Here is a 24,488-nt window from a genome sequence, read left to right as displayed (position 1 = left end):
TATCACGCGCGTGGGCACCGGCACCGACCTGAAAATCAGTGTAGCGGGCCAGCCCGGCTCGTTCACGCTAGAGGCCGGGCTCGACCGCGCCGGTGATCAGCAGATCGATCAGATCCGCTTTGCCGACGGCAGCATCATGACGCGTGCCGCGCTTCAGGCCGCTGCGATGGCAAGCCAGAGCACGTCGGGCAATGACGATATATTGGGCAGTCAACTCGGCGACGTGATCACCGCAGGTGCGGGTGACGATACCATCAACCCCAACTACGGCAACGATCGTGTTATTGGCGGAGCAGGCAACGACATCATCCTGGAGAGCGACGGCGACGATACCTATGTCTGGAACCTCGGCGATGGCGACGACATCCTGCGCGGCGGTGGCTGGTGGGACGGCTTCAATACGCTGGAGTTCGGCCCCGGCATCACGGCGACCGACCTCGTTATCACGCGCGTGGGCACCGGCACCGACCTGAAAATCAGTGTAGCGGGCCAGCCCGGCTCGTTCACGCTAGAGGCCGGACTCGACCGCGCCGGTGATCAGCAGATCGATCAGATCCGCTTTGCCGACGGCAGCATCATGACGCGTGCCGCGCTTCAGGCCGCTGCGATGGCAAGCCAGAGCACGTCGGGCAATGACGATATATTGGGCAGTCAACTCGGCGACGTGATCACCGCAGGTGCGGGTGATGATACCATCAACCCCAACTACGGCAACGACCGTGTCATCGGGGGGGCTGGCAACGACACTATTTGGGAAAGCGATGGCGACGATACCTATGTCTGGAACCTCGGCGATGGCGACGACATCTTACGCGGCGGTGGCTGGTGGGACGGTTTCAACACGTTGGAATTCGGTGCCGGGGTCGCGGCGACTGACCTCGTCATCACGCGCATAGGTACTGGCACCGACCTGAAAATCAGCGTGGCGGGCCAGCCCGGCTCGTTCACGCTGGAAGCCGGACTCAATCGTCCCGGCGATCAGCAGATCGACCAGATACGCTTTGCCGACGGCAGCATCATGACGCGTGCAGCGTTGCAGGCGGCTGCGGTGGCAAGCCAGAGTACGTCAGGCAATGACGATATATTGGGCGGCCAACTCGGCGATGTGATCACCGCAGGTGCGGGCGCTGACGTCATCAACCCCAATTACGGCAATGACCTGGTCATCGGCGGGGCCGGCAATGACATCATCCTGGAGAGCGATGGCGACGATACCTATGTCTGGAATCTCGGCGACGGCGACGACATCTTACGCGGCGGTGGCTGGTGGGACGGTTTCAACACGTTGGAGTTCGGTGCCGGGATCACAGCAGCTGATCTCGTCATCACGCGCATGGGCGCAGGTGGTGCTCTGCAGATCAGTGTGGTGGACCAACCCGGCTCGTTCACGCTGGAAGCCGGGGGCTACGAGCAGGTCGACCAGATCCGCTTTGTCGATGGCAGCGTCATGACACGCTCGACGTTCCAAGCCATTGCCGATGCGGGCCAGAACAAAGCAGCTAGCAGTAATTCGCTCAGCCTCGCAGATGCCATTGGCGCGGACTTTGTGTCAGACCAGATAATGACTAGCGAGCAGCCGAAATCCATCGATGGCGCGATTTGGAACACTGCGGAACTCCCATATAAATCGAACATGGATCAAGTTGTGGCTGGCATGGTCCAGGCCATGAGCGTGTTTGGAGCCGGGACCGGAAGCGGAGCATTGTCGGGTCAATATTATGAGGCGCCCAAGCCTGTGGATTTCTTTGCGTAGTTTGCCGAACTCGAACTCACGTTCGCATGGTGGGTCACCAATTACAGAGCGAGCCTTCGCTAATTTATCGGCATCCAGTCGGTGCAGTGTCGGTCGTCATCAATGGGCTGTAAGGTCGACGATCTAGCGGGACATTGGCTGTTCGCGATTATAGGCGTTCGCGGAGGGTTTCCTAGGGGGTTTTCCCATTGAAGCGCCGTGTGGTCGATGGAAGTTGTAGAAGTTCTCCCACTCGCTGTCACCTTGCCGCGATCAAGAGCGGTGTCTAAAGGCCAAAACGCTGTCGCCCTACGCACATGGGCCGATGCTTTTGCCTAACATGCCAGACAATCGAGACGGCCGGCGGAGCATCGAAATCTGAAGGGAGAGGCTTCCTTGCCAACCCATCGCAGCCGATTTGATTGTAATTTCAATCGATTTGGCAGTTGCGCGCTTGGCCGCGCAAACTAATAGTCGGGCAATTACTAAGACTATGACCTTGGGAGATCTCCCCGCCAAATGCCCGACGCCGTCGATCCATCCTTATCCGATGGCAGTAATGAAGAAGCTTCCGGCCCGAACGACCGATCGCTGACATGTTTCATCCTGCTGGCCAAGTTCCTCGGTGTAGCTGCTGACGCGAAGCAGATCGTCCATGATCGCGGGAGGGGTGACGAACCCTTCCGACTGGAAGACCTCGCGCGCATCGCCAAACGGATCGGCCTGACCGCCCGTGTCCGGCAGGTATCGGTGCCGGACTTCGCGAAGCTGCCGCTGCCCGCCTTGGCGGAAACCACGGATGGCGATGCCGTAATCTTGCTGAAAGTCGAAGATGCCAACCTGAACCCGCGCTATCTTATCCAGCGCGGCGACGCGGAGCGTCCTGAAATCTGGAGCGATGCCCAAGCGGCCGAGCGCCTGTCAGGGCGTGTGCTTCTGATGACAAGCCGCGAGAAGATGGTTGGCGATACGCGGCCCTTCGACATCGCGTGGTTCATTCCAGCGCTCGTACGCTACCGCGGTCCGCTGCGCGACGTCCTCATCGCCTCCTTCTTTCTTCAGCTGATGGGCCTCGTCTCGCCCATATTCTTCCAGCTCGTGATCGACAAGGTGCTGGTGCATCAGTCGATGACGACGCTCGACGTATTGGCGTTTGGCCTTGCCGCAGTGCTCATTTTCGAGACCTTGATGTCGGGTCTGCGCAACTGGCTCTTTGCGCACACGACCAATCGCGTCGATAGCGAGCTGTCGGCGCGCATGTTCCGGCATCTCCTCAACCTACCGCTTTCCTATTTCGAGGCACGGCGCGTTGGCGACAGCATTGCGCGCGTGCGCGAACTCGAGAGCATCCGCGAGTTTCTGACGTCGAATGCGGTCACCGTCGTAATCGACCTGTTTTTTACCATCGTCTTCTTCGCGGTCATGTATCTCTACTCGCCGCTCCTCACGCTGATCGTGCTGCTGTCGATCCCCTGCTACATCTTGATCTCGGTGTTGATCTCGCCGGGGCTGCGCACGAAGCTTGAGGAGAAATTCCAACGCGGCGCCGAGAACCAGTCTTTCCTTGTCGAGAGCGTGACCGGCATCGGCACACTGAAGGCGATGGCGGTCGAGCCGCAAATGCGCGACCGCTGGGAGAAGATGTTCGCGGGCTATACCAACATCGGCTTCGATGTCGCGAAACTGGCCAACTGGGGCAGCCACCTGATCCAGCTCGTGTCGAAGCTGACCACCGTCGCGATCCTCTATTTCGGGGCGAAGGCGGTGATTGCGGGGGATTTGACGGTGGGCTCGCTCGTCGCGTTCAACATGCTGTCGGGGCGCGTTGCCGCGCCGATCCTGCGCTTGTCGCAGCTGTGGCAGGATTTTCAGCAGGTGCGCATTTCAGTCGATCGGCTGGGCGACGTGCTCAATTCGCCCGCCGAACCCGAATATAATCCGAACCGCGCCAGCTTGCCGCCGATCAACGGCTCCATATGTTTCGACAAGGTGCGCTTTCGTTATCGCGCCGACGCGCCCGAGGCGCTGCGCGGAGTCAGTCTCGATATCCCGGCGGGCGAAATGCTTGGGATCGTTGGCCCGTCGGGTTCGGGCAAGTCGACCCTCACCAAGCTTGTCCAGCGCCTCTATGTGCCCGAACAGGGCCGTGTGCTCGTCGATGGCGTCGATCTCGCGCTCATCGATCCACCCTGGCTCCGGCGACAGGTCGGCGTGGTGCTACAGGAGAACATCCTCTTCAACCGGACCGTGCGTGAAAATATCGCGTTCGGCGACCCGACACGGCCGATGGACGCGGTGATCGAAGCGGCAAAGCTTGCGGGTGCGCACGAGTTCATCCTCGAACTCAACCACGGCTATGACACCGTCATCGACGAGCGCGGTGGTAATCTGTCGGGCGGGCAGCGTCAGCGCATGGCGATCGCCCGCGCGCTGATCAACGATCCGCGGATCCTGATCCTCGATGAAGCGACCTCAGCCCTCGATGCTGAGAGCGAAGAGATCATCCAGCATAATCTCGCGAAGATCGCCACAGGGAGGACGGTCATCATCATTGCGCATCGCCTGTCCGCTGTGCGGCAGTGCCACCGGATCATCACCGTCGAGGCGGGCGAGGTGACCGAGATGGGGACGCATGCCGAACTGCTACGCGCCAGGGGGCGGTATTCGCAGCTATATGGCAAACAAATGGGCAGCGTTCTGTGAGCTGGCGCGAACGCTTGTTGCTACGCTTTCCGAGCGCAGCCAAGCACCTCTCCATCCTGCGCGAAAGCTGGAGGCGTCAAACCGAAGCGGATAAGCACGCCAAGCCGCGCAGCGACCATGAGTTCCTGCCCGCCGCGCTCGAGATCATGGAGAAACCGCCCAGCCCGGGCCTGCGCTGGCTGATGCTGTCGCTGTGCGGACTCCTGGTTGTCGCGCTCATCTGGTCGATCGTCGGGCGTGTCGATGTTGTCGCGACAGCAAGCGGCAAGGTCGTGCCAGCGGGCAATGTCAAACAGATCCAGCCGATCGAGATCGGTTATGTCCGCGCCATCCATGTGAAGAATGGACAACATGTCGAGGTGGGGCAGCTCCTTGTCGAACTTGACCCGACGCTCGTCGGCGCAGAGGCCGAACAGGCGAGCAAGGGGTTGCTGGGGGCCGAGGTCGATGCCGCGCGCAATACGGCGTTGCTTGACCATCTCGGCGGCCGTTCATCGCGTTTCTCCGCGCCCGCAGGGACGTCGTCCGAAGTCGCCACGACCCAGTCACAATATGTCCGTTCGGCCATCGCTGAATATGAAGGCGAACGTGCAAGCCTGATTCAGCAGCGCGCGGAAAATGCCGCCGAACTCGCGAGCGTCGCAGCCGAGATCGCGAAGCTAGAACATACGCTGCCGATCGTCGAGCAGCAGCTCGCAGCGCGTCGCGAGCTTTCGGACAAGGGTTATTTCTCGAAGATCCGCTTGCTCGAATATGAGCAGCTCAAGATAGAGCATGTCCAGAATATCGAAGTGCAGAAGGCGAATGCGACACGTGCCCGTGCGACGATCGCCAATATCGACGCGCAGCTTGCGCGGCTGCGGGGAAGTTTCGGCAAGGCGGCGGCGACCGAACTTGCCGAAAGTCAGCAGCAGTCAGGGCTCGCACGCGAGGAAGTCACCAAGTCGCAGCGCCGGCGCGCTTACATGCAGCTCCGTGCGCCGGTGTCGGGAACGGTACAACAGCTTGCGATCGCGACGGTCGGCGGCGTCGTGCAGCCCGCACAGACGCTCATGATCGTCGTACCCGACAATGTCGCGCCGGTGGTTGAGGCGCGTATTCTCAACAGGGACATTGGCTTCATCCGCGAAGGTCAACCGGTGCGCGTGAAGCTAGAGGCGTATCCGTTCACCGACTATGGCATTGTGCCAGGTGTAGTGGAAAGCATCAGCCGGGATGCGGTCGACACGAGTGAGCCCAACGCGATGGAGGAGCGCGACCGCAACGGCCGCGTCGTGCAACCGGGGCTCATCTATACGACGCGCATCCGCCTACTTAGGCGCAGTATCCTCGTTGCCGGACGCGATCAGCCGATCGGGCCGGGGCTCGCCGTGCAAGCCGAGATCAAAACCGGAAACCGGCGGATCATCCAATATCTATTGTCACCGATCACGCAGACGCTCGATGAGGCGGGACGGGAGCGCTGATCGAAAGCGGTTGTTAGAATATCCGTTTCGAGTGTGCTTGGGGCGGCAATTCCGGATTTTCCCGAAGAGAATGCGATTCTGCCTCGTCATTGGACAGAAACGCCAAAAGCGCCATTCCGGGTCTATTATTCATTGTTTTATTTATAAAAATCCGGGACTGTAGCCTCAAAACGGGAGGAGATTCTGGGGTCCGGCAAAGAACCTAACGGCGGAATTCCTCGCTTTCTGTTGCATAGGAAGAGGGAGCCGCTCGATGAAGATGGCAGTGGCCCGAGCGGGCGGCGCGGATGGGAGCTGTCTGTATCAGGCTTTGCAGTATCTTGATGAAGACGTATAGATTCTCTCTTTCGCGGTCCGGAGGCAGTTTATGATTAAGATAGAGCACCCCAAAAGCTATAGTCTCGATCAGATTCGGCCGCTCTTCGTCGACTTTATCAGTAAAAACCCCGATTTATTGAAAGAGTGGATATCATTGGAAACGCAGGGCGGCGCATTTGAAGAGCGAGCTGATCTGGACGAGATTAGCCAGAAAGTTCAAAAATATCTGAGCGATAATTGCGAAGTCCTATCTAGCACTGGACTTATATTCGCGTTTGGTGATTTTCGAAAGCTCCTTTGGGAGCAGATTATCGGTACCAAATAAGTATCTCAAGGGGCGAATAAGATGTCGGATGTATGGTACGTTGATTCTTCAGCACTGTTCGATCGACTGCGGGCTGGATTGGGGCCAAGTTGGCAGCCTGGGGATCCCATACCTCCGAATGCCACCCGGTTTTTGGACGATTTAATCTCCGGCAACGAACGCGTCATCATTAATAATCTCATATTGGATGAACTCGGCCGCAGAGCTGGTAACGACAATGCTGCGCTCATTGAATGGGTACAAAACCACAGCGGTCCGGGCCAAATTGAAATTCACGAACTACCGGCAGACAAGTTCGATTATTATAAAGCGATGAGCGACGGAGGGGAGCGCTCGCTTTTCGAGCATACGGCGAAGACCAACGGCTACGATGCACCGACTTCTGCTCAAAAATTTGTTGCTAGCGAGGACTTTGCCCGCAAACCCATGTTTGAGGATGCGGGTTATCAGCCATCTAATCACCTTCCCAATGCCGATACTTATGGCGGCCGTGCTACGACATCGGGAACGGATGCTGACTTTGGCAAAGGCGCAGACTTTGTCCGGGCGTCCCGAGCTACCGGCCTGCATGACAATTCCATTTTCGGGAAACCTGGTCTGGAAGGAAGCCGTTCCGGCGAAATATTTCGCACGGTGCCACAGTCTAAAAGCGTTTGGGACGGCCTTTCGGATTTTGTAAAAAATAACCGTTGGAGACTTGCTGGCGAAGCCGTTGGCACCGCTGCGGTCCTTTGGGACTCATACGAAACACAACAAGAATTCGCGCGTGCGCTCGCGCGCGGCGACCTCGTTGGCGCCGATGAAATAGCCGGCGGGCTGCTCGGGCGGTCGTTCGGTGGAGCGTTTCTGGCTGTGATTGGAGGGGCCGCGGGCGGAGCGCTGTGGGGCGGTAGGTTTGGTTTGCCCGGCGCGATAGTTGGTGCCGTAGTCGGCGGCATCGTCGGTGCGATCGGCGGGGATAGAATAGGCCGTTGGTTATTTGGCGCACTCGGCGAGGCGGGCGCTCATATCTCGGAGCTCATAAGCGGAGCTTCCGATTTTGCCCGCGAGTTGCTGGGCGACCCTTTGGTGTTAGATTTAGATGGAGACGGCATCGAGCTAACGTCACTCGCTTCAAGCAATGTAAGGTTCGATCTTGATGGAGACGGACTACAGGAGCGTGTTGGCTGGGTGAGCGCCCAAGACGGGCTCCTCGTCCATGACAGCAACGGAAATGGTATCGCCGACGATGTCAACGAACTGTTCGGCAGTGCAAATGTGGACGGTTATGACGAACTCGAACTGTTAGATTCCAATGGTGATGGAAAAATCACATCGCTCGATACCGAATTCAACAACCTCAAGGTGTGGCGGGACCTCAATCAGGATGGTGCGTCGACAAGCGACGAGATGTTCACGCTTGCCCAAGCGGGTATTGCGCGTTTCAATCTGGCCTATTCGCAACTGAACTCTACTATTGGCGGCAATATCGTTGCGCGCAAGGGCACCTATACGCGCGTCGACAATGTGACGCGCGACATGGCAAGCGTCTGGTTCGGTATGGATGAGAGCGTCAATCGACCGGTCATTCCAGAGAACGCGGATATCGATGAATATTATCCGCTGCCGAACATTCCCGCTGCCTCTTCGATGCCAGATCTCTGGACTGCAATGTATTTCGACCCCGTCCTGAAGGCGATGGTCGAAAGCCTTTCGGCCAGCGATTTCGATTTCGACAGTTTTGCCGACTTTGCGGGCTTGCCCGTCACGGCTCCATTCAGCCTTGTCAGCAGTGCCGGGTCTGGCGGCGGCGGTGTGGTGATTGGCCCAGCGCGGGTGTCGGAGGTAACCTCGGGACGCTTTATCGAAATTCTTTATCGCTGGGCAGGTGTCGACACTTCAGTACCAGCAGATCCAAATCATCCATGGCACGTGCAGGTGTTCGAAGCGATCACGGGCGTGCCGCTTGAACTCACCAATGATCATCAACGTAACCGAATTGAGGAAATGTGGCCTCAGTTGGTCGGTCAAATGGGAACACTTTTTCTCATTCAGGCAGCTAATAAGCCCCTTACCTCGCCCATTTACGGTCTCGCGCAAGCAATTGCAGGCTTGGACCCTGAAGACCCCGACTATACTGAAACGGTTGCTACGCTCGCTACCGCGGCGATTGCCCAAGGTAGCTCGCTGCCTCCCGCGAGCGATTTTCTAGCTCCTTTCCGCCTCCTGTCGTTTAATCCTGCAACCGGCGAGATCAGCGGAGATTTCGACGCGTTTGTTCATGCGTTTAGTGTCGCCGAAGGTGGCCTCTCCACAGGATCCATGTCCTTCGGAACGAGCGCAACGTCCATCTATGGGGATTGGAGTGCTTGGTATCAAAACCAAGGCAAGTTCATATTCGATGTCGCGAACGCCATGGGTTTCAGCGCCGATTATGTTCAGCGGGTGACCGGTTGGCGGTGGATGTTCGGTTCGGTGGGGCAGGTTGAGGGAACCTCAGGAAATGATATTCTTGAACAGGCTTCCAGTCCTAATGCGCGGGTGACAAGTCTTACCTCGAATGGCTCGATTTCTCTGTCCACTGGTACATTAGCGTCACGGGATCAGGCTCTTTATGGCTTGGCTGGAGATGATGAACTGCGCGGCCTTGATGGTGTCGATCGCCTTGTTGGTGGCGTCGGCAACGATCTGCTGAAGGGTGGCTCTGGCGGTGACATGTACATCTATGCATCGGGCGATGGCTTGGACACGATCATCGACGAGAGCGGAGCCGATGACGTCATCTATTTTTCGAGCGAGCTGCGTTCGGAAAATCTGCAAGTGTCGAGAATTACCGGTACAAACAATCTCTTCGTTCATTTTGGAGACCCGGCGCACGGGATAGTCCTTACCAATCAATGGAATTCGAGCAGCTACGCGATCGAGCAATTCCACTTCGTGGGCCAGGACGGCCTCGATGCGGGAGATATCGCGAGCCGATATCTGTCCGCATTAGTCACAACCGGCAATGACGTTATTGCTGGAAGCTGGGCATCCGAACGGATCGCATCGGGTGGAGGCAATGATACGGTCACTTCGGGCGACGGAAACGATACCCTGCTGGGCGGTGATGGAGATGACGCGCTTTCCGGGGAGCTTGGAAATGACTCGCTTACGGGCGGTCTCGGCAATGATACCCTGAATGGCGGCCGGGGATCGGATAATTATTATTACAGCTTGGGCGATGGCGACGATATCATCAATGATGTAGGCTCGGGAGACAATGAAGCGTCGGTGATCGACACGCTCTTCTTCGGAAGCGGTGTTACGGCCGATGATCTCATTCTCTCTAATTATGCTGGCGACTGGAACAGCATCCGGATTTCATTCGTGGGCGCGGATGGATCGATAAAGGTCACGAACCAGAACTCATCGACCGGCGGGATCGAGTCCGTCGTCTTTTCAGACCAGTCCCACTGGACCTTGGCGGAACTGATGGCGCGCTATGTATCCGACCAGCAGACATCAGGCGACAATTTGATCCACGGCTCCAATTTTGCGGACAGTATTGCTGCGGGCGATGGGAACGACACGGTGGTGGCGGGCGCCGGAAACGATTCCATAAGCGGGGGGCGCGGCAACGATTATCTCCAAGGCGGAGCTGGCGCGGACACTTACATATACAACCGAGGCGATGGAAACGAGATCGTCGAAGATACGGCGTCGGACAACGAGAGCAGCATCAAAGATACGCTAAGCTTCGGGACAGGAATCTCGGCTAGCGATCTCATCTTCTCCAATGTGGCCAACCAGTGGAATACCATCCGCGTCGCACTCACGGATCAGTCCGGCTCCATTCTTCTTCGCTACCAGAACAACGGTGACAGCGGCGTCGAATCCGTCAATTTCATCGACGGATCGAGTTGGGATTTGGCGCAGATCATGGCGAGATACGTGTCGGATCAGCAGACGGCTGGGAGCGATCTTATCCATGGATCGAGCCTTTCCGATGCGGTTCAGGCGGGGAACGGCAATGATACAGTCATCACCGGGGCCGGTGATGACCTAATCGAAGGCGGGCTTGGGGACGATAATCTTGAAGGTGGCGCGGGAGCCGACACGTACGTCTATAATCTGGGCGATGGCGACGACATCCTGACCGATTTCTCTGAATCCGGGACGGAAACCAGCGTCAAGGACAAGCTTGTCTTCGGCGCGGGAATTTCTGCCGGCGACATCGTATTTTCTCCCGCGAGTCAGAACAGAAGAAGCTTGCGCATCAGCTTTATCGGCTTCGCGGGTTCGGTCACAATCATCAATCAGGATCCCAGCAACAGCGGGATTGAAACGATCGAGTTCGCGGACGGAACGAGCATGGATCTGACCCAGATTATGGCGCGCTTCGTGTCCGAACAGCAATCTGCTGGCTCCGACCTCATAAATGGTTCGATTTTTGCTGACACCGTGACGGCGGGCGGCGGCAACGACGTCGTCACAACAGGTACCGGCAACGATGACATCACCGGTGGAACAGGGAATGATGATCTGACCGGCGGCGATGGCCTCGACGCCTACCGCTATGCACTGGGCGACGGTGACGACATTATAAGCGATGGCAGCACAAGTTCGGGTGACAAGCTGATATTCGCCGCCGGCATCAATGCTGCGGATGTCCTGCTGGAGCCCGACCCAGTGAATAGCTCCAATATGCGCGTCGGTTTCGTCGGAGCAGCCGGTTCTATTTTGGTCACGAACCAGTGGTCATCGAACCAGGGTATCGAGCGCATCGAATTCGCCGACGGCACTGTCTGGACCGCCACCGATATAGCTGCCCAATATGCCTTGGGGGTTACGCGGATGGCCGGACTTACTTCCAATGGCACCAGCGGCGCTGACACATTAATTGGTACTACCGGTAGCGACAATCTCGCCGGTGCGGCCGGCAACGACTTGCTGGCAGGCGGCGCTGGAGCCGACTATCTTCGCGGCGGGGCCGGAAACGACACCTATGAGTTCAATCTTGGCGACGGACACGACACGCTTTTCGAAAGCGAAAGTCAGTTTACATCCGGAGGTAACGACACATTACGGTTCGGTCTGGGCATCGAGGTCGAAGATATCCTGTTTAGCAAGTCCACGACAGCTATGGATGATCTACGAATCCGAATCGCGGGGACCACAGATTCGATACTGATCCGCTATCAAGACGATAATTACCAGAGCCGGTACTATAATCGAATCGAGAATTTTGTCTTCCAGAGCGAAGCGCCGGGCGGGGGCATCACGCAGACGACGTTAAGTTGGACCGATATCGAAGCCATTCGCATCGCCCAATCGATCAGTGTCGGAAATGATATCGTAATTGGAAGCATTGCCGCTAATATCATCGACAGTGGCAGCGGTGATGACAGGGTCTACGGCTGGTCCGGCAACGATGTGCTTACCGGCGGTGCTGGAAATGATTTCCTGAGCGGAGGCAGTGGCAGCGACACGTATATCTTCAATCTCGGGGATGGGCAGGATACAATCTTCGAGGGCGAAAGCGATACGACAACCTCCCTCGGGACGGAAACGCTCCGCTTCGGTCTTGGAATCGCGTTGGAGGATCTCATCTTCAGCAAGAACGACGCAAACTGGAATGATCTGCGCATCAGCATTGCCGGCACTACCGATTCCATTCTGATCGAGGGTCAAGACGTTAGCTATCAGAGTCGTTATTATAACCGCATCGAGAATTTCGTTTTCCAGCGCGAAGAAAATGGATCGATCGTCGAGACGACGCTGAGCTGGTCGGACATCAATGCCGCTCGCTTGGCTCAGGTCACCACGGCAGGAAACGATTTGATCATCGCCGGCACTGCCGCAGAAACAGTAGATGGTGGGCAAGGCAACGACACCATCTATGGCTGGTCGGGGAACGACACACTGGCCGGAGGCGCAGGAATAGATTTCCTGAGCGGGGGTAGCGGAAGCGATACGTACGAGTTCAATATCGGGGATGGACAGGATACAATTTTCGAGAATGAGAGCGACACGACGACGAACCTCGGGACCGAAACACTTCGCTTTGGTCTCGGAATCACGCTTGCGGATCTCGTCGTTACCAAAAGCGATGCCGAATGGAACGACATCCGCATCAGCATAGCCGGCACTATGGATACCATTTTGATCGACGAACAGGATGTGAGCTACCAAAGCCGCTATTATAACCGCGTCGAGAATTTCGTTTTCCAGAGTTTGGGCGCTGGTGGGTCTATTGTGGAAACGACCGTGACATGGTCGGCACTCGACGCTTATCGGATCGCGCAAGCGAAAACCGCCAATAACGATATCATTATCGGAGGAACGGGGATCGATACGATCGAAGGTGGAGCCGGCGATGACATGCTCTACGCATGGACCGGGAATGATACGCTGATTGGCGGCACCGGAGATGATTATCTGGATGGTGGTGCGGGGACTGACACCGCTCTTTTGTCGGGTCTCAGCACGAATTATTCGATGGTCGTCTCGGGCGGCGTCCTCAGCGTCGCGGACGACGCGCCGGGCATCAATGGCGACGACGGTGAAGATAGCCTCGTTGCCGTTGAAAAACTTCGCTTCTCTGACGGGCAGGAAATTGGCATCGCCGCGCCAATCATTCTCGATCTCGACGGCGGAGGTGTCACTACATTGTCCGCGTCCGCCAGCAATGCGCTTTACGACATGGATGGTGACGGTGTTGCCGACAACACAAGCTGGGTAGGCGGCGGCGAAGGCATTCTTTTCCTCGACCGCAATGGCGATGGCACGCTCAGCGATGCTGGGGAGTTCAGCTTCGTGAACGATGTGGCAGGAGCTGCATCAGACCTTGCAGGGCTTCGCGCATTCGACAGCGACGAGGACGGATCGTTGTCGTCGACCGATGCCCGCTTCAATGACTTCCGGATTTGGCGAGACGGCAACGGCGATGGCGTTGTCGATTACGGAGAGGTCTTCTCGTTGGCGGGGATCGGCGTGCAATCGCTTAATCTGACGGGCACTGAGTTGGATGGCAAAGCGTCATTTGGTGATGTTGTTACCATTAATAGAGGTAGCTTTACGCGTTGGGATGGAACGGCGGCGGAGTTCATCGACGCGGCCCTCACCTATTTCTCGGGGGCAGCCCAAAGCGGCATCTCCAGCTCTTTCAACCAACAGGCAAGACCGTTGTCTCGCGGGCAACTGCACGCTTTTGATCGAGATGAGTTGCACGGGGGGAGAAATCGCGAGTTGCAGGTCGATTGGCAATATGAGCGCGATCCGATTGCGCATTGGCCACAATTCGGTGATCAAAGAATATGGTCTGGTCCGGCGGTGGTCGCGATTGATGAGCTCGATCAATTCATCGACTCTACGACCTACGCTCCTTCCGCAGCGTCCGGTATCGATCGCCAACTTGCCATGATGGTGCAGGAGATGAGCGTGTTTGGAGCGCGATCCGCTGGCGAAGGCCTAGGGGCTTTGCAACGCGAAAAGACGCGCCCGCTCGATTTCTTTGCGTGAAGGCCAACTGCACGGGAGCCGATGGTCGATGATCGGCTCCCATGCGCGCCCAAGCTGATCTGCGAATTCACCGATGCGTCACGGGCGAACCTTGCTCGATCTCGATCGTGCATCGCACCGGCTTTTTTCTCTTCGCCGCGTTCTTTTCGCAGGCGGCGATGACGTCACGGTTTTGATGCCGCATTTCGGCGGCGTCTGAAATCGCTCGCCACTCCTCGGGGCTCCCAACGCGTAGCAGGCGTACCCCAGCTTCCCATATCGACGGTTCACCGAGCACGCGCGTCGCGACCTTCTCCGGCATATGCCAGCTCTCGGGAAGCGCGCGGGTGATCGGACCGGGTACGATCGCCCACACCAGGCAACCTGCCAGAACGCCCACGCCGCCGGCCAATTTCAGCCACTCCCGCTGCTCATGCGCGGATTTCGCCGATGCCACCATTCGCCCAAGTTCGCGCACCGCATGATCATACCGATTCTCCGCCGCGCCGATCTGCTCCCGGTCGGACTGGCGCGCCTTCCGTGCGGCCTGGTCCATCCGTTGCCCCATGGTTTCCGGCGTCATTTCCATGGCAGGTTTTGCGACGATCGCGGCCAGCGTCTTCGTCGCCGTGTCGAGGTGCTGCGCCATCTCGCCGAGCGTGGAACTATAATCCGGAATGTCGATGTTAGCCTTTTCGGTCGCGAGGTTCTCGACCGCGCGGCGCATCAGCGCGATTTCACCTTCGAGGCGCGAGAACGCCGCCGTCGCGGGATCGGCTGGCTCAACTGCCCGAACGTCATTCGTCATCCGTTTTCTCCTACATGCCTATTCCGATGCCGCGCGATCGGTCACGGCCGAGGTTCGCGATCTCGGCGAGTTCCTGCCCGATCGATCGAACCGAACGCGCGTCGATGCCGAGCGCCGCCTTGCGGGTGCGCAGGATCGATTCGACCTGCGCGTCGCGGTCGAGGCTCTTCGCCATCGCCCCCATCTCGCTGGAGAGCTTTCGTGCCGCGCCATGCTCGCCGGTTCGGGACAGTCCGTCGCGCTGGCGCTGAAGCCGCTGCCAGTCCTCGACGAAGCGGCCGGCGCGGCTTTGGGGGTCGGCCCGGATTTCCGCTTCGAGCCGCATCGCCCGGATCGCGGCCTGTGTATTTCCTAGTGCCGCCGGACGAACCAGCTCGGGCTGGCGCTCGAACGCCGCCGCCAGATCGGCCCGCCCATGCGGCCCACAGGCATCGAGTGCGGTTCCGGCCTTCTCGAGTGCCTCGCGTTGATGCCGGAGCACAGGTAACTGTTTGGCACGCATGCCGTCGATATCGGCCTGCGCGCGCGCATAGCGCTCGACCGCGCGCTGGATGTCGTTCGTCCGCGACGTGCCCGGCGGTTTGATGCTGGCCCGCTGTACCGTCGGCTTGAACCCCGCAAAGATGCTGCGCGCCTTCTCGGGCGCCTTGCGTGCGATCTCGGCGATCTTCTCGCGAACGCGGATTCCGCGCCGCTCGGCAAACGACCGCGCGGCATCTGCCTTGGCATAATCCTGCGCCATATCCTTGGCGCGCTCACGCGACAGCGTGCGCACAAGCTTGCCCTGATCGGCGAAATCGTTGCGGCCATAGTGAAGCGCCAAGCCGTCGCGGTGGCGCGACATCGCGACATAGGTGCCGTGACTGTCCATGCCAGGCATCGCGAGCACATGGGTGCGATCCACGGTTATGCCCTGCGCCTTATGGATCGTCGCCGCATAGCCATGGTCGAGGTCGCGATAATCCTTTGTATCGAATGTCACATGGCGCCCGTCGTCGGTACGCACGGCCATATGCCGTTCGCTCACGCGCTCGATGGTCCCGAGCGTACCGTTCTTCACATTGATGCTGCGCTCATTGCGCAGGAACATGATGCGGTCGCCCGATGCGAACGCCCGGTCACCGCGTTCAACCTTGAGATTGACGTCGACGCCCAGATCGCCGCTTGCGCGCATGCGGTCACGCACCGCGTCGTTGAGCGCGCGCACCTCGTCGTTGGTGTGGGTGAGGATGATCCGGCTGGCACCTGGATCGGACTTCCGGTCGCGATCCCAATGTTCTACGAGTTCGGTGCGCGCCGCTTCCCGCGTCTCGGCGGCGCGCACCATGCCCGCCTCGTCATAGGCGCGGATCGCATCGCCGGTACGTCCCGTGGCAAGCTCGCGCGTCGCCTCGCGCTGCCAGCCTTCATGCTGGCGCCGGACCTCACCGATTTCGACGCCGCCCTGCCTTTCGTGGAGCGATCGGAACGCCGCGCCCGCCTCGATCGATTGCAGCTGCTGCGGATCGCCGACCAGCACGACCTTGGCGCCCGCATCGACGGCGTGCGACAGCACGCGCTCCATCTGGCGTGTGCCGACCATCCCGGCTTCGTCGATGACAAGCACGTCGCGTGGGCCGAGCAGATCGCGGCCCTGCGACCAGCCATGCTCGAGACTGGCGATCGTCCGCGAGGCTATGCCCGAACCATTCTCCAGACCTTCGGCAGCGATGCCCGACAATGCGGCGCCGCGCACCTCCAGCCCGGCGTGCTGCCATGCCTCGCGCGCCTGTCCCAGCATCGCGCTCTTGCCCGTTCCGGCATAGCCGATGACGATTGCGAGATCCTGCCCGCTTGTTATATATTTGAGTGCGGCCTGCTGCTCACGACCGAGCACTAGGCCAACACTCCCGGCTGCGTCAGTGGCTCGCTGCAAAGACGCGGCCGGGAGACCATGACCCGACTGCCCGGCGAGCCGATCCGCCGCGAGTTGGAGTCGCTGTTCGGTCTCGATCATGTCGCGCGATGTGAACCGATCCTCGCCGCGTCCGTCCTTCCCGAGCACGATCAGGTCGGGCGATGACCGCACCGCGCTTATCACAGCATCATATTGATCGCGCCCGTCGCTGTGCCGATGCGCGAACATGGCAAGATCGCGGTTGGTAAAAGTCGCTTGACCGTGCGTGATTGCGTCCAATGCCAAGCGCGGATTGGCGATGATCCGCTCGCCGTTGCGCAGCGCGATCTCGCGGTGCTGCTCGATACGCTCGGCCTCTAATCCGAGCCCCTCCATGCGCGATGCCGCGGGACCGATCTTATCCTGCGGCTCAAGGTCGATGCCCTGCGTTTTGAGGCTGCGATGATCAATCCGCGCATCGATATCGAGTTCGGCGAGCCGTTCATTGACATGATCGGCCCAGCGTTCGCGCCATTGCTCGACAAGTTCGGTGCGATTCCACTCGCGGACCTTCGCGCCAAAGCCCGCTTCGCCATCGTCGCCGACGATGATTTCGCGCATCGTGAGCATGACATGCGCGTGCGGCTTGGCGAGGCCGTCGGTGCCGATGTCCCAATGGACATTGAGATCGGCAACCATGCCGTGCTCAATGAAATCCGCTTGCACAAAGTCACGGGCAAGCTCGATGCCTTGCGCCTGGTTCATCTCGCGCGGGATAGCGAACTCGACCTCGCGCGCGAGCTGCGCGTCTTTCCGTTTCTCGAACACCTCGACGTCATTCCACAGGCGTTCGCGATCCCGCCATTCATCAGGCGCATTCTCGGGCAGCAACACTTCGCTGTGCACGACGCCCGACTTGTTCGTGAAGTCGTGCGCGCGGTCGAGCCGCTCGTCGTGCAGCCGATCGGCCGACCGATAGGCAGCCGCCGCGACGGCGCTGCGCCCGGCAGCGCGGCTGATGACTTTGACCGAGAGATGGAAGATTGCCATTGCGGCAATCCATCTACACCTCAAAAGCCACGTCGGCACGACGTATAAGCGCGCCCTCACACGAATAAATCCGTGGAGGGACTAGGCGGTGTCACCGTGTCCCGACGGCCTTGCTGCGCATGGGCAAGCGCATCGCTAGGATGGGGGCATCACCCCATCATGGAGATGCGACATGCGCAAACCCCGCGATATCGATTCGGAATTGAAGGCGCTCGAAGCCAAGGCGAAGACCCTCAAGGAACGCCGGGTTCGCCAGCTCGGCGAACTCGTCATTGCGACGGGTGCCGACGCACTCGACACAGACTTGCTGACCGGCGCACTACTCGGGGCTGTCGCGACGAAGGACGCGGACGCGAAGGAGGGCTGGCGCAAGGCAGGCGCGAGCTTCTTTCAGCGCAGCGCGCGCAAAGTTGCACCGGGACCTGCTCGCGGCGCAGCGAATGACGCGTCGCCTGATAGCCATGCGGCGTCGGCTTGAGGCGGTGCAGGCGCGAACCGGCACGCGCGACTGGCAAGTGAAGCGGCGTGAACGCACGCGCCAGCTCATTGAACTCGGCGGGCTCGTTGTGAAGGCAGACCTCGTCGATCTCGCCGACGATGATCGCACGATGCTCTATGGCGCGTTTCTATGGGTGGCGGACAAGTTGCGAAGTGGCGAAGGCGAACATGCGTCCGCGCTCTGGCGGCGGCGCGGAAAGCGGACATTCGAAGCGGAAACATCCGGCCGATCTTGACTGACGGCGCCGATCGCGGCGTGCCGTGAAGTCGGCAGCAAACTACGGTTTATCAAAGAGCACTATCCGCTCTCCTGCCGCGTCATATTTTATGAAGCGCCAGGTACTATATCCGACCCAGTCCGCATTGCCGATATTCGAAACGATGAAAGCAGCCAAATGCATCGTCTTGCCGTCCGAAGCCAGCATCGCAATCTTGGCCTGCTTCGAAGTGGAGCAAATGTGAAGGTCGCCGACTTTGGCGGTGTTGCTTTGCGGATTATAGGCTGAACTCAGATCCGTCTCGATTTCGAAATCATCAACGGCAAGACCGACTTCTCCGTCATAATTGCCTTCACGCGGATCACCCATGAATGCGTAAGCGCCATCCAGCTGGATGATCGCGTCGTTGCCATTCACGGCTGCGATGAGATGGGCTTCCTTGATTGGGTGCAATGGCAGCAGTAGCGCGCCGATCGGAGCGGTTTTGATGCGCGCGGGCTTGAAATGGAACGGTGACGCAAAATTGGGCACATGAAACTCCCTGTTCTTGAGCCCACCTTCTTGAGGAGCACATGTTACCAATTGCTTGTCGTCGCGCATTCAATGAGAAGAACTAGAAGAGGAGCATTGTGGATCGCGCGCAACGACGTCTTGGATGGTGCCGGGTGACAAGGCGCCATTGGCAGCCACAATCCCAACCGGAGTGCCCGAAGCGCAGACGTGAGATCGACGGGATATATTTAGATGAACAAGCTGGTCGAAGCGATCAAAGCGCAACAGATGGCGGTGATTGACGCCGACAATAATCGTCCGATTGGCGAGATCGTTACGCGTATCGCGACGCTACTCACCCGCATGGCAAAATTCTGGTCCAATTGCCAAGGTTGGGCACCGGACGAGGCTGCGGAGATGCTGGCCAAATCTCGCCTCGATCGATTGGCCTCAATGGCGGAGACGCTCAGGCGTTGGGTGGAAATTCCACCCAACAAGATCAGCGACGGCGATCTGATCCTGGCGTGGGCGAATTTGGGCAGCCTCGTTGAAGGGACGCTCAAGCTTTTCCTGAGTGTATATCTGCTCGATTACAAGGCAGACGAGGTGAACACGAAGAAGACACAGGCATATCATAATCAGAAGCAGCTCTTGCTCGATCCCGACGGGCTCTACATGCAGGTGCTGATTAGCTATTTCGAACAGGCCGACTTGCTTCCAAAAGACGAACTGGACCTGGCCAAGCGGATTCAGGCGAAGCGCAATACGATCCATGTCTTCAAGGATCTAGACATCGGTACCGGAGCCGATTTCCATGCTGCGGTGAGAGATTACCGACAAATGCTGAAATCCATCAACTCGCGTTTGCCCTATCCGGATGACACATACGAGCCCCGAGAATTTTGAGCGCAGGGACGAAGAGAGCCAAGAACGGCGCAATCCGGGCGCCGCAGTCGACATTAGAGCCGCCAGCCCGCTTCCCGCGACGGACGGAAAGAGCGCAACGACGGCACCGACGCGGTAGCTATTTCGTTCCGCGCGTAGTCGCCTTCTTGCGCCCGCCGCCACGCCCCTTGGTGCCAAGGCCGATTTCTACTGCGAGCGCGCGGCGCTTCTCGGCGTAGTTTGGAGAGGTCATCGGATAGTCCTTCGGCAGGTTCCACTTGGCGCGATAGTCGTCGGGCGTCATGCCGTAGTGTGTCATCAGGTGACGGCGCAGCATTTTGAGCTTCTTGCCGTCTTCCAGGCAGACGATGTAATCGGGCTTCACCGACGAGCGGACTGACACGGCGGGTTGCTGCGCTTCGGGCGCGGGTTCAGCCTTTGTACCAAGGCCAGAGAGTGCGTAGTGAACCGATCGGATGACGAGTGGAATGTCCGATATCGCGACGTTGTTGTTGCTCACATGCGCGGCCACGATGTCTGCCGTCAGCGTGACGAGCGTTTCTTGATCTTCCATGTCGTATCTCCGGTGCCGGATCGATAGCTTTCTATCGATCCGCGCCATGCACCCATGTCATTGCCGCATCAAGCATATCAGGCGTGCGCGGCTTTGCGGCAACACGTTAAGCCTCGCGCAATATGATGTTCGACGGTCTTGGGGCTGATACCAAGTTCTTCGGCGATCTCTCGATAGGTCTGGTGTCGCAGCCGACTCATCAAGAAAATGCGCCGGGTCCGTTGCGGCATCTTGAGCAGCGCCCTCCGCAACGCTCGGCGGAGCGGCGCTGCTTCCAATTCCCGTTCTTGCTCAGGAAGCAGTGCGGCATCGCGTGCTTCATCGAGCGGGTAGAGCATGCGTTGTTTTCGATGCCACGTCCGCGCCTGTTCGATGAGCAGATTATGGGCCGTCCGCTTCAGATAGGCTTGTGGGTTTTCGACCCGTTCAAATGCACCGCAGCGGAGCATTCGGGTAAAGGCTTCTTGCACGAGGTCGGGCGCGGCTTCGCGGCTGGCCCGTCTCCGGAAATAATGAAACAGCCGGTCATGCTCGGCGCGGTAGAAGGCGTCGAAGGACGCGGCGGACAGCGGCGCGGTCATGACCGCGCATCCCGGTGTTCACGCTTATGGAGCGGCGCATCGCGCGAAGCGCGATAGAGCGTGATGCCAGCCTCGATCCGGTCGAGGATGAAGGTGTCGCGTTCGGCCTTGGCGATGCGGATGTCGGAGTTGGCGTAGATTTCGAGATCGACCGCACAGCGGTTGCCGAGTTCGCTGCGAATGACGTCGCGGGCGCGCTGCCAGCAGCGTTCGTCGGTGAACAGCGGATGATTGACGACGATCCAGAACTCGTAATCGGAAAAGTCGATCGTTCGTCGGTCTTCGTACCAAGATCGCCGCGCATAGGGACCGATAAGGATGATGCGTTTGATCTGGCCCGGTTCAGGCGCTTGCACCTGATTGGGATCGAAACATCCGCGTAAGATGCGGGTGATCCGTTCGATCTCGCCCTGCTTACGCCGGATGAGATGACCGACGCGCGCCATCACGACTTCGCGCGCGTAAACGTCGTTCGTTGGGTTAGCCATTTGCAGCTCGCACAGCGGCGGTCCGCGCGGTCATGCGCGAATGTGCAAGCGGTGTTCGCTGTGCGCCGCTAGTGCGGTCTACAGCAACTGCCCGACCTCAGGGCCGGACCTGCATGATGCTGGCAGGATGATCCTCGGGATGGCCGCCAGTCACTCCATCCCATAGGTCGATTATGCCAGAATCTGAGAGTCTCGACAAGCTGTGCTCCGAACACTCTCAAAAGTCGGCCGTTCGGAATGGGCGGACTATTTGCTGAGTGATCGGGAAACGTATTCCCGCAACTTGTCAAAGTTTCTTGCCTGATCTTTGGCCTTGTCGTCGAAACCGATGACATAGACAGTTTGAATGCCTTCAGGACCCGCCAGTTTATCGATTATCGACTGAATGTTAGACGGGTGCATTTTCCATTCGAACCAGTTTTGCGCCTCATCTCGCGTGAATGATTCTCCACCGCGCGAAATGACGCGAATAACGGCGGTGTTCGGCTGTTTAGGCGGACGGCTGCCTTTCGGAAGATGAATGATTTCGGCCATTGGGATTCCTAACTCGTTCAGAACTTTCGTCCGGCTTCAAAATCGACGGGAGCACCTTTGGAGCATTGATACTGCACGGTTCGATTGATGTTGCGATCAGGGACTATTGTTTGGTCTGTAAGGATCCGCGTTGCCCGATCAAGCGCAAGCGATGCGAACACTGGCCCTAGCGGCGTACTGATCATGTCGGGATTTGGGCCGCGTATCATGATCTGCGTTTCGGTGATCTGATGCAACGCCTTCCATCCGCCTCCGTCATCGAACCGGCGCTTTTTCAGGTCAATGTTGAGCCGCATGGTCGAACCGTCCGCAGCGGTGCAAATGAACCCGGCTTGTTCGTTGGTCGCCGCGTGTATCGGGACAGCGGTCACCAATGGTAGTAGGATGGATAAACAGCGCATTGCTGATCCTTATCGATTTCGCGACGAAATTGCGCCCGCGATGATCAGGGCGCCAATCAGGATCGCTATGCTGACTGGTAGCTTCGATGCACCCGAAAATATGAGATACCCTAAGGCGGCAAGCGCAGCGATGCCCACGACCCAGAGAATGACCATGATTGCTGCGGAGCTCATTACGGCGAATACATCAAAAGTCGCATTGGTCGCGCGGGCTGTGGATCGGCCTGCCGCGGCTAGTCCGTTCGTCAATCGCGTCGGGAGACGTCTCCAAATGTTCGCCGCAATCCCGGTTCGCCAAAGAATTAGGATGATCGGCCCTGCCGATAAAGTCGCCCATATGACGCTTTGCGGCGGTCGGGAATGCCGTCCGTGCAGCGACTCCCAAGCGATCAGCAATATCGCTATCGCAACGATTGAACCGATCCAAAGAAAAAGGCCGTATCCGACCCATCGCCTGAACCGTTCCGATTTACGGTGTAGCGGAACGAGAACAAAAAAATAGAATCCGAGCAATGCGATTAGCACGACTGATCCAACGACATTGATCAGGGTTTCGGTTTCCATCAACCCTCGCTTTATCGTGCGTCGATTGTTTGCGCCATCATTTTACCGCGTGGCGGCTTCGAGTTCGGCAATCTTGTCGGTGCAGACCTGATGGACGACGCGGCCGAGTTCCTCGACGCGCTCGCCGAGCCACGTCAACTCTTCTGCGTTGATTTTGTAATGCTTGGAATAGCGGGCTTTGGTGTACGCTTCCTTCAACTTCTGGAACATCGCGCGCTCGCGGCGGTTGGCCTCGGGCCAGACGTCATAGAGGCGCCGGTCGTGTCCTTCGGCGAGCGAGCGCAAGAAGGCGATATTGTGGTTGTATGGGGTGTAGAAGGTCAGCGTGAGCAGGAGGCCTTGATAAAGGCTTTCTGTCGCCTGATGGAGCAGAAACGCAGCATCCTTGCTGTAGCCGCGCCGTTGCGCTTCCAACGCCAGATCAAATTTTCGAAGGCCAGAAGGTAGATACTCCTCAAAGTATTCCGTCGCCACTGCCAATGCCTGCTCGGGCGTCTTCGGCTTGGGCGTAGCCAGTTCGCTGCCGTCCGTTTCGTACAACGCCACGCCATCCTTCGCGACTTCCATGAAGAAGACACGACCGTGGGCGAGCCCGTCATTCACTTCATGGAGCGAATGGACGATGAAATTGACCGGCGTGCGCAGCGTCTTCTCGATCGTGTAGGCACGGATCAGCCGTTCCTCGGCCTTGGCCCAATAAGCTGCGCGGTCGGTCAGTTCCTTCTGGCTTACGATGACGAGGATATCATAGTCAGATTTATACTGGTTCGCCGACAGCGGCGCATCGACCCAATCGCCGCGCGCGTGACTGCCGAACAGGATGATCTTGAGGATGCGGGCGCCCTTGCGGCGCCCGGTCGCATTTTCGGTCGTCTGGCCGAACTCGTCGAACAATATCTCGACGATGCGCTCAAGCTCGCGCTGCTTCGCGGCAGGAAGATGATCGACGTCGGTTCGCATCAGATACTTTCTAGCGCGGAAACGGCGTCCCGCCAACCGGACCCACCATGATTCAATCGCTTATGGCGGCGGGAAGCCTTCAGCATATTGTGGCGCATCATCGGAGATACAGACCCAAGGCGCTTTCGAGCCGACATATATGTGCGCAGCATAGCCGCGAAAGCCCGGATCGTCATCGAGCAGCCCCGCTGGCACGAAATAGATTTTGCCGTTGCTATCCGTATGCGGGGTCGGACTCCCGCAGGTTCCACAGAAGGTCGATTGCCAGCCATTGCCATCGGGAACCATGTAGGTCCGAACCTCGTCCTCGCCGCTGAGCCAGCGCAGGCTCTTCGCCGCTGTATAGAATGTTGCGTTGCCGTCAGTCCCGGACACCTTGCGACATTTTGAGCAATGACATTGTCCGACCGGCCCGAACTTGCCCTCAATGACGAAAGCGACCTTGCCACACAGGCACGACCCCTTGATTGGCTCCGACATATGCCTGTTCCCCCACGATGATTGTCGCTCACGTCTCCACAGGGGATCTAGCTGCGATATCGGGCACACCATTG

At 58.6% G+C, this 24,488-nt stretch carries 19 protein-coding genes; 8 read left to right on the top strand and 11 right to left on the bottom strand.

What is annotated here, in order from left to right:
- The 5 genes from AC07NV_RS04115 to AC07NV_RS04095 form a co-directional block, all read left to right on the top strand.
- On the top strand, positions 1-1,753 hold a 1,753-nt coding region (locus AC07NV_RS04115), incomplete at its 5' end, for a calcium-binding protein (RefSeq protein ID WP_495165068.1).
- 498 nt (positions 1,754-2,251) lie between these two features.
- The gene (locus AC07NV_RS04110; protein ID WP_495165067.1) at positions 2,252-4,435 is read left to right on the top strand and encodes a type I secretion system permease/ATPase; all 2,184 of its coding nucleotides are present in this window, start codon (positions 2,252-2,254) and stop codon (positions 4,433-4,435) included.
- Positions 4,432-5,901, top strand: coding sequence for an HlyD family type I secretion periplasmic adaptor subunit (locus AC07NV_RS04105; RefSeq protein ID WP_495165066.1), 1,470 nt, complete (start codon positions 4,432-4,434; stop codon positions 5,899-5,901). Before AC07NV_RS04110 ends, AC07NV_RS04105 begins: the two co-directional genes overlap by 4 nt.
- Positions 5,902-6,268: 367 nt before the next feature.
- Positions 6,269-6,544 carry a hypothetical protein gene (locus tag AC07NV_RS04100; protein WP_495165065.1) on the top strand — a complete coding sequence of 92 codons (276 nt, stop codon included), beginning with the start codon at positions 6,269-6,271 and terminating at the stop codon, positions 6,542-6,544.
- Positions 6,545-6,676: 132 nt separating this feature from the next.
- Positions 6,677-14,026, top strand: a complete 7,350-nt coding sequence (locus AC07NV_RS04095; RefSeq protein ID WP_495165064.1) for a beta strand repeat-containing protein — start codon at positions 6,677-6,679, stop codon at positions 14,024-14,026.
- 67 nt (positions 14,027-14,093) lie between these two features.
- Here AC07NV_RS04095 and AC07NV_RS04090 read toward each other — a convergent pair whose 3' ends face one another.
- Both AC07NV_RS04090 and traA read right to left on the bottom strand, forming a co-directional pair.
- Complete coding sequence (locus AC07NV_RS04090) at positions 14,094-14,813, bottom strand: DUF6118 family protein (RefSeq protein ID WP_495165063.1); 720 nt, start codon at positions 14,811-14,813, stop codon at positions 14,094-14,096.
- Positions 14,814-14,823: 10 nt separating this feature from the next.
- Complete coding sequence (gene traA / locus AC07NV_RS04085) at positions 14,824-17,739, bottom strand: Ti-type conjugative transfer relaxase TraA (RefSeq protein WP_495165062.1); 2,916 nt, start codon at positions 17,737-17,739, stop codon at positions 14,824-14,826.
- 172 nt (positions 17,740-17,911) lie between these two features.
- Between traA and AC07NV_RS04080 the strand changes: the two genes are divergently transcribed.
- Together AC07NV_RS04080 and AC07NV_RS04075 are read left to right on the top strand one after the other, a co-directional pair.
- A complete protein-coding gene (locus AC07NV_RS04080; RefSeq protein WP_495165061.1) occupies positions 17,912-18,217 on the top strand; it encodes a conjugal transfer protein TraD in 306 nt (101 codons plus the stop codon).
- On the top strand, positions 18,201-18,473 hold the full coding sequence (locus AC07NV_RS04075; RefSeq protein ID WP_495165060.1) for a conjugal transfer protein TraD: 273 nt from the start codon (positions 18,201-18,203) through the stop codon (positions 18,471-18,473). Before AC07NV_RS04080 ends, AC07NV_RS04075 begins: the two co-directional genes overlap by 17 nt.
- 42 nt (positions 18,474-18,515) lie before the next feature.
- Here the strand turns inward: AC07NV_RS04075 and AC07NV_RS04070 are convergent, their stop codons facing one another.
- The gene (locus AC07NV_RS04070) at positions 18,516-19,055 is read right to left on the bottom strand and encodes a hypothetical protein (protein ID WP_495165059.1); all 540 of its coding nucleotides are present in this window, start codon (positions 19,053-19,055) and stop codon (positions 18,516-18,518) included.
- 144 nt (positions 19,056-19,199) lie between these two features.
- Here AC07NV_RS04070 and AC07NV_RS04065 point away from each other — a divergent pair, with 144 nt between their 5' ends.
- Positions 19,200-19,853, top strand: a complete 654-nt coding sequence (locus tag AC07NV_RS04065) for a hypothetical protein (protein ID WP_495165058.1) — start codon at positions 19,200-19,202, stop codon at positions 19,851-19,853.
- A gap of 118 nt (positions 19,854-19,971) precedes the next feature.
- Here AC07NV_RS04065 and AC07NV_RS04060 read toward each other — a convergent pair whose 3' ends face one another.
- From AC07NV_RS04060 to AC07NV_RS04025, 8 genes are all read right to left on the bottom strand, one after another.
- Positions 19,972-20,406 carry a Ros/MucR family transcriptional regulator gene (locus tag AC07NV_RS04060; protein WP_495165057.1) on the bottom strand — a complete coding sequence of 145 codons (435 nt, stop codon included), beginning with the start codon at positions 20,404-20,406 and terminating at the stop codon, positions 19,972-19,974.
- A 77-nt stretch (positions 20,407-20,483) separates the two neighbouring features.
- A complete protein-coding gene (locus AC07NV_RS04055) occupies positions 20,484-20,987 on the bottom strand; it encodes a sigma-70 family RNA polymerase sigma factor (RefSeq protein WP_495165056.1) in 504 nt (167 codons plus the stop codon).
- Positions 20,984-21,475: a hypothetical protein gene (locus tag AC07NV_RS04050; RefSeq protein WP_495165055.1), complete on the bottom strand. Its 492-nt coding sequence runs from the start codon at positions 21,473-21,475 to the stop codon at positions 20,984-20,986. The genes AC07NV_RS04055 and AC07NV_RS04050 overlap by 4 nt, the downstream gene beginning before the upstream one ends.
- A 246-nt stretch (positions 21,476-21,721) precedes the next feature.
- Positions 21,722-22,009 carry a hypothetical protein gene (locus AC07NV_RS04045; protein WP_495165054.1) on the bottom strand — a complete coding sequence of 96 codons (288 nt, stop codon included), beginning with the start codon at positions 22,007-22,009 and terminating at the stop codon, positions 21,722-21,724.
- Between the two features lie 17 nt (positions 22,010-22,026).
- Entirely contained in the window at positions 22,027-22,380 is a 354-nt protein-coding gene (locus AC07NV_RS04040; protein ID WP_495165053.1) for a hypothetical protein, read from the bottom strand.
- A 39-nt stretch (positions 22,381-22,419) separates the two neighbouring features.
- Positions 22,420-22,974: a hypothetical protein gene (locus tag AC07NV_RS04035; protein WP_495165052.1), complete on the bottom strand. Its 555-nt coding sequence runs from the start codon at positions 22,972-22,974 to the stop codon at positions 22,420-22,422.
- Between the two features lie 42 nt (positions 22,975-23,016).
- Positions 23,017-23,934 carry a nucleotidyltransferase and HEPN domain-containing protein gene (locus AC07NV_RS04030; RefSeq protein ID WP_495165051.1) on the bottom strand — a complete coding sequence of 306 codons (918 nt, stop codon included), beginning with the start codon at positions 23,932-23,934 and terminating at the stop codon, positions 23,017-23,019.
- Positions 23,935-23,994: 60 nt separating this feature from the next.
- The gene (locus tag AC07NV_RS04025) at positions 23,995-24,414 is read right to left on the bottom strand and encodes a GFA family protein (RefSeq protein ID WP_495165050.1); all 420 of its coding nucleotides are present in this window, start codon (positions 24,412-24,414) and stop codon (positions 23,995-23,997) included.
- Positions 24,415-24,488: the final 74 nt, after the last annotated feature.

It is taken from the genome of Sphingopyxis sp. GW821-FHT10B01 (assembly GCF_059415685.1).
Note: the sequence above shows the minus strand (reverse complement) of the source record. Positions and strands in the feature narration are given on the sequence as shown.

Bases quoted from the DNA above. Each gene is read 5' to 3' on its own strand.
- AC07NV_RS04110 (WP_495165067.1), top strand. From the start codon at position 2,252: ATGCCCGACGCCGTCGATCCATCCTTATCCGATGGCAGTAATGAAGAA.
- AC07NV_RS04100 (WP_495165065.1), top strand. From the start codon at position 6,269: ATGATTAAGATAGAGCACCCCAAAAGCTATAGTCTCGATCAGATTCGG.
- AC07NV_RS04090 (WP_495165063.1), bottom strand. From the start codon at position 14,813: ATGACGAATGACGTTCGGGCAGTTGAGCCAGCCGATCCCGCGACGGCG.
- traA (WP_495165062.1), bottom strand. From the start codon at position 17,739: ATGGCAATCTTCCATCTCTCGGTCAAAGTCATCAGCCGCGCTGCCGGG.
- AC07NV_RS04080 (WP_495165061.1), top strand. From the start codon at position 17,912: ATGCGCAAACCCCGCGATATCGATTCGGAATTGAAGGCGCTCGAAGCC.
- AC07NV_RS04075 (WP_495165060.1), top strand. From the start codon at position 18,201: ATGCGGCGTCGGCTTGAGGCGGTGCAGGCGCGAACCGGCACGCGCGAC.
- AC07NV_RS04070 (WP_495165059.1), bottom strand. From the start codon at position 19,055: ATGCGCGACGACAAGCAATTGGTAACATGTGCTCCTCAAGAAGGTGGG.
- AC07NV_RS04065 (WP_495165058.1), top strand. From the start codon at position 19,200: ATGAACAAGCTGGTCGAAGCGATCAAAGCGCAACAGATGGCGGTGATT.
- AC07NV_RS04060 (WP_495165057.1), bottom strand. From the start codon at position 20,406: ATGGAAGATCAAGAAACGCTCGTCACGCTGACGGCAGACATCGTGGCC.
- AC07NV_RS04055 (WP_495165056.1), bottom strand. From the start codon at position 20,987: ATGACCGCGCCGCTGTCCGCCGCGTCCTTCGACGCCTTCTACCGCGCC.
- AC07NV_RS04050 (WP_495165055.1), bottom strand. From the start codon at position 21,475: ATGGCTAACCCAACGAACGACGTTTACGCGCGCGAAGTCGTGATGGCG.
- AC07NV_RS04045 (WP_495165054.1), bottom strand. From the start codon at position 22,009: ATGGCCGAAATCATTCATCTTCCGAAAGGCAGCCGTCCGCCTAAACAG.
- AC07NV_RS04035 (WP_495165052.1), bottom strand. From the start codon at position 22,974: ATGGAAACCGAAACCCTGATCAATGTCGTTGGATCAGTCGTGCTAATC.
- AC07NV_RS04030 (WP_495165051.1), bottom strand. From the start codon at position 23,934: ATGCGAACCGACGTCGATCATCTTCCTGCCGCGAAGCAGCGCGAGCTT.
- AC07NV_RS04025 (WP_495165050.1), bottom strand. From the start codon at position 24,414: ATGTCGGAGCCAATCAAGGGGTCGTGCCTGTGTGGCAAGGTCGCTTTC.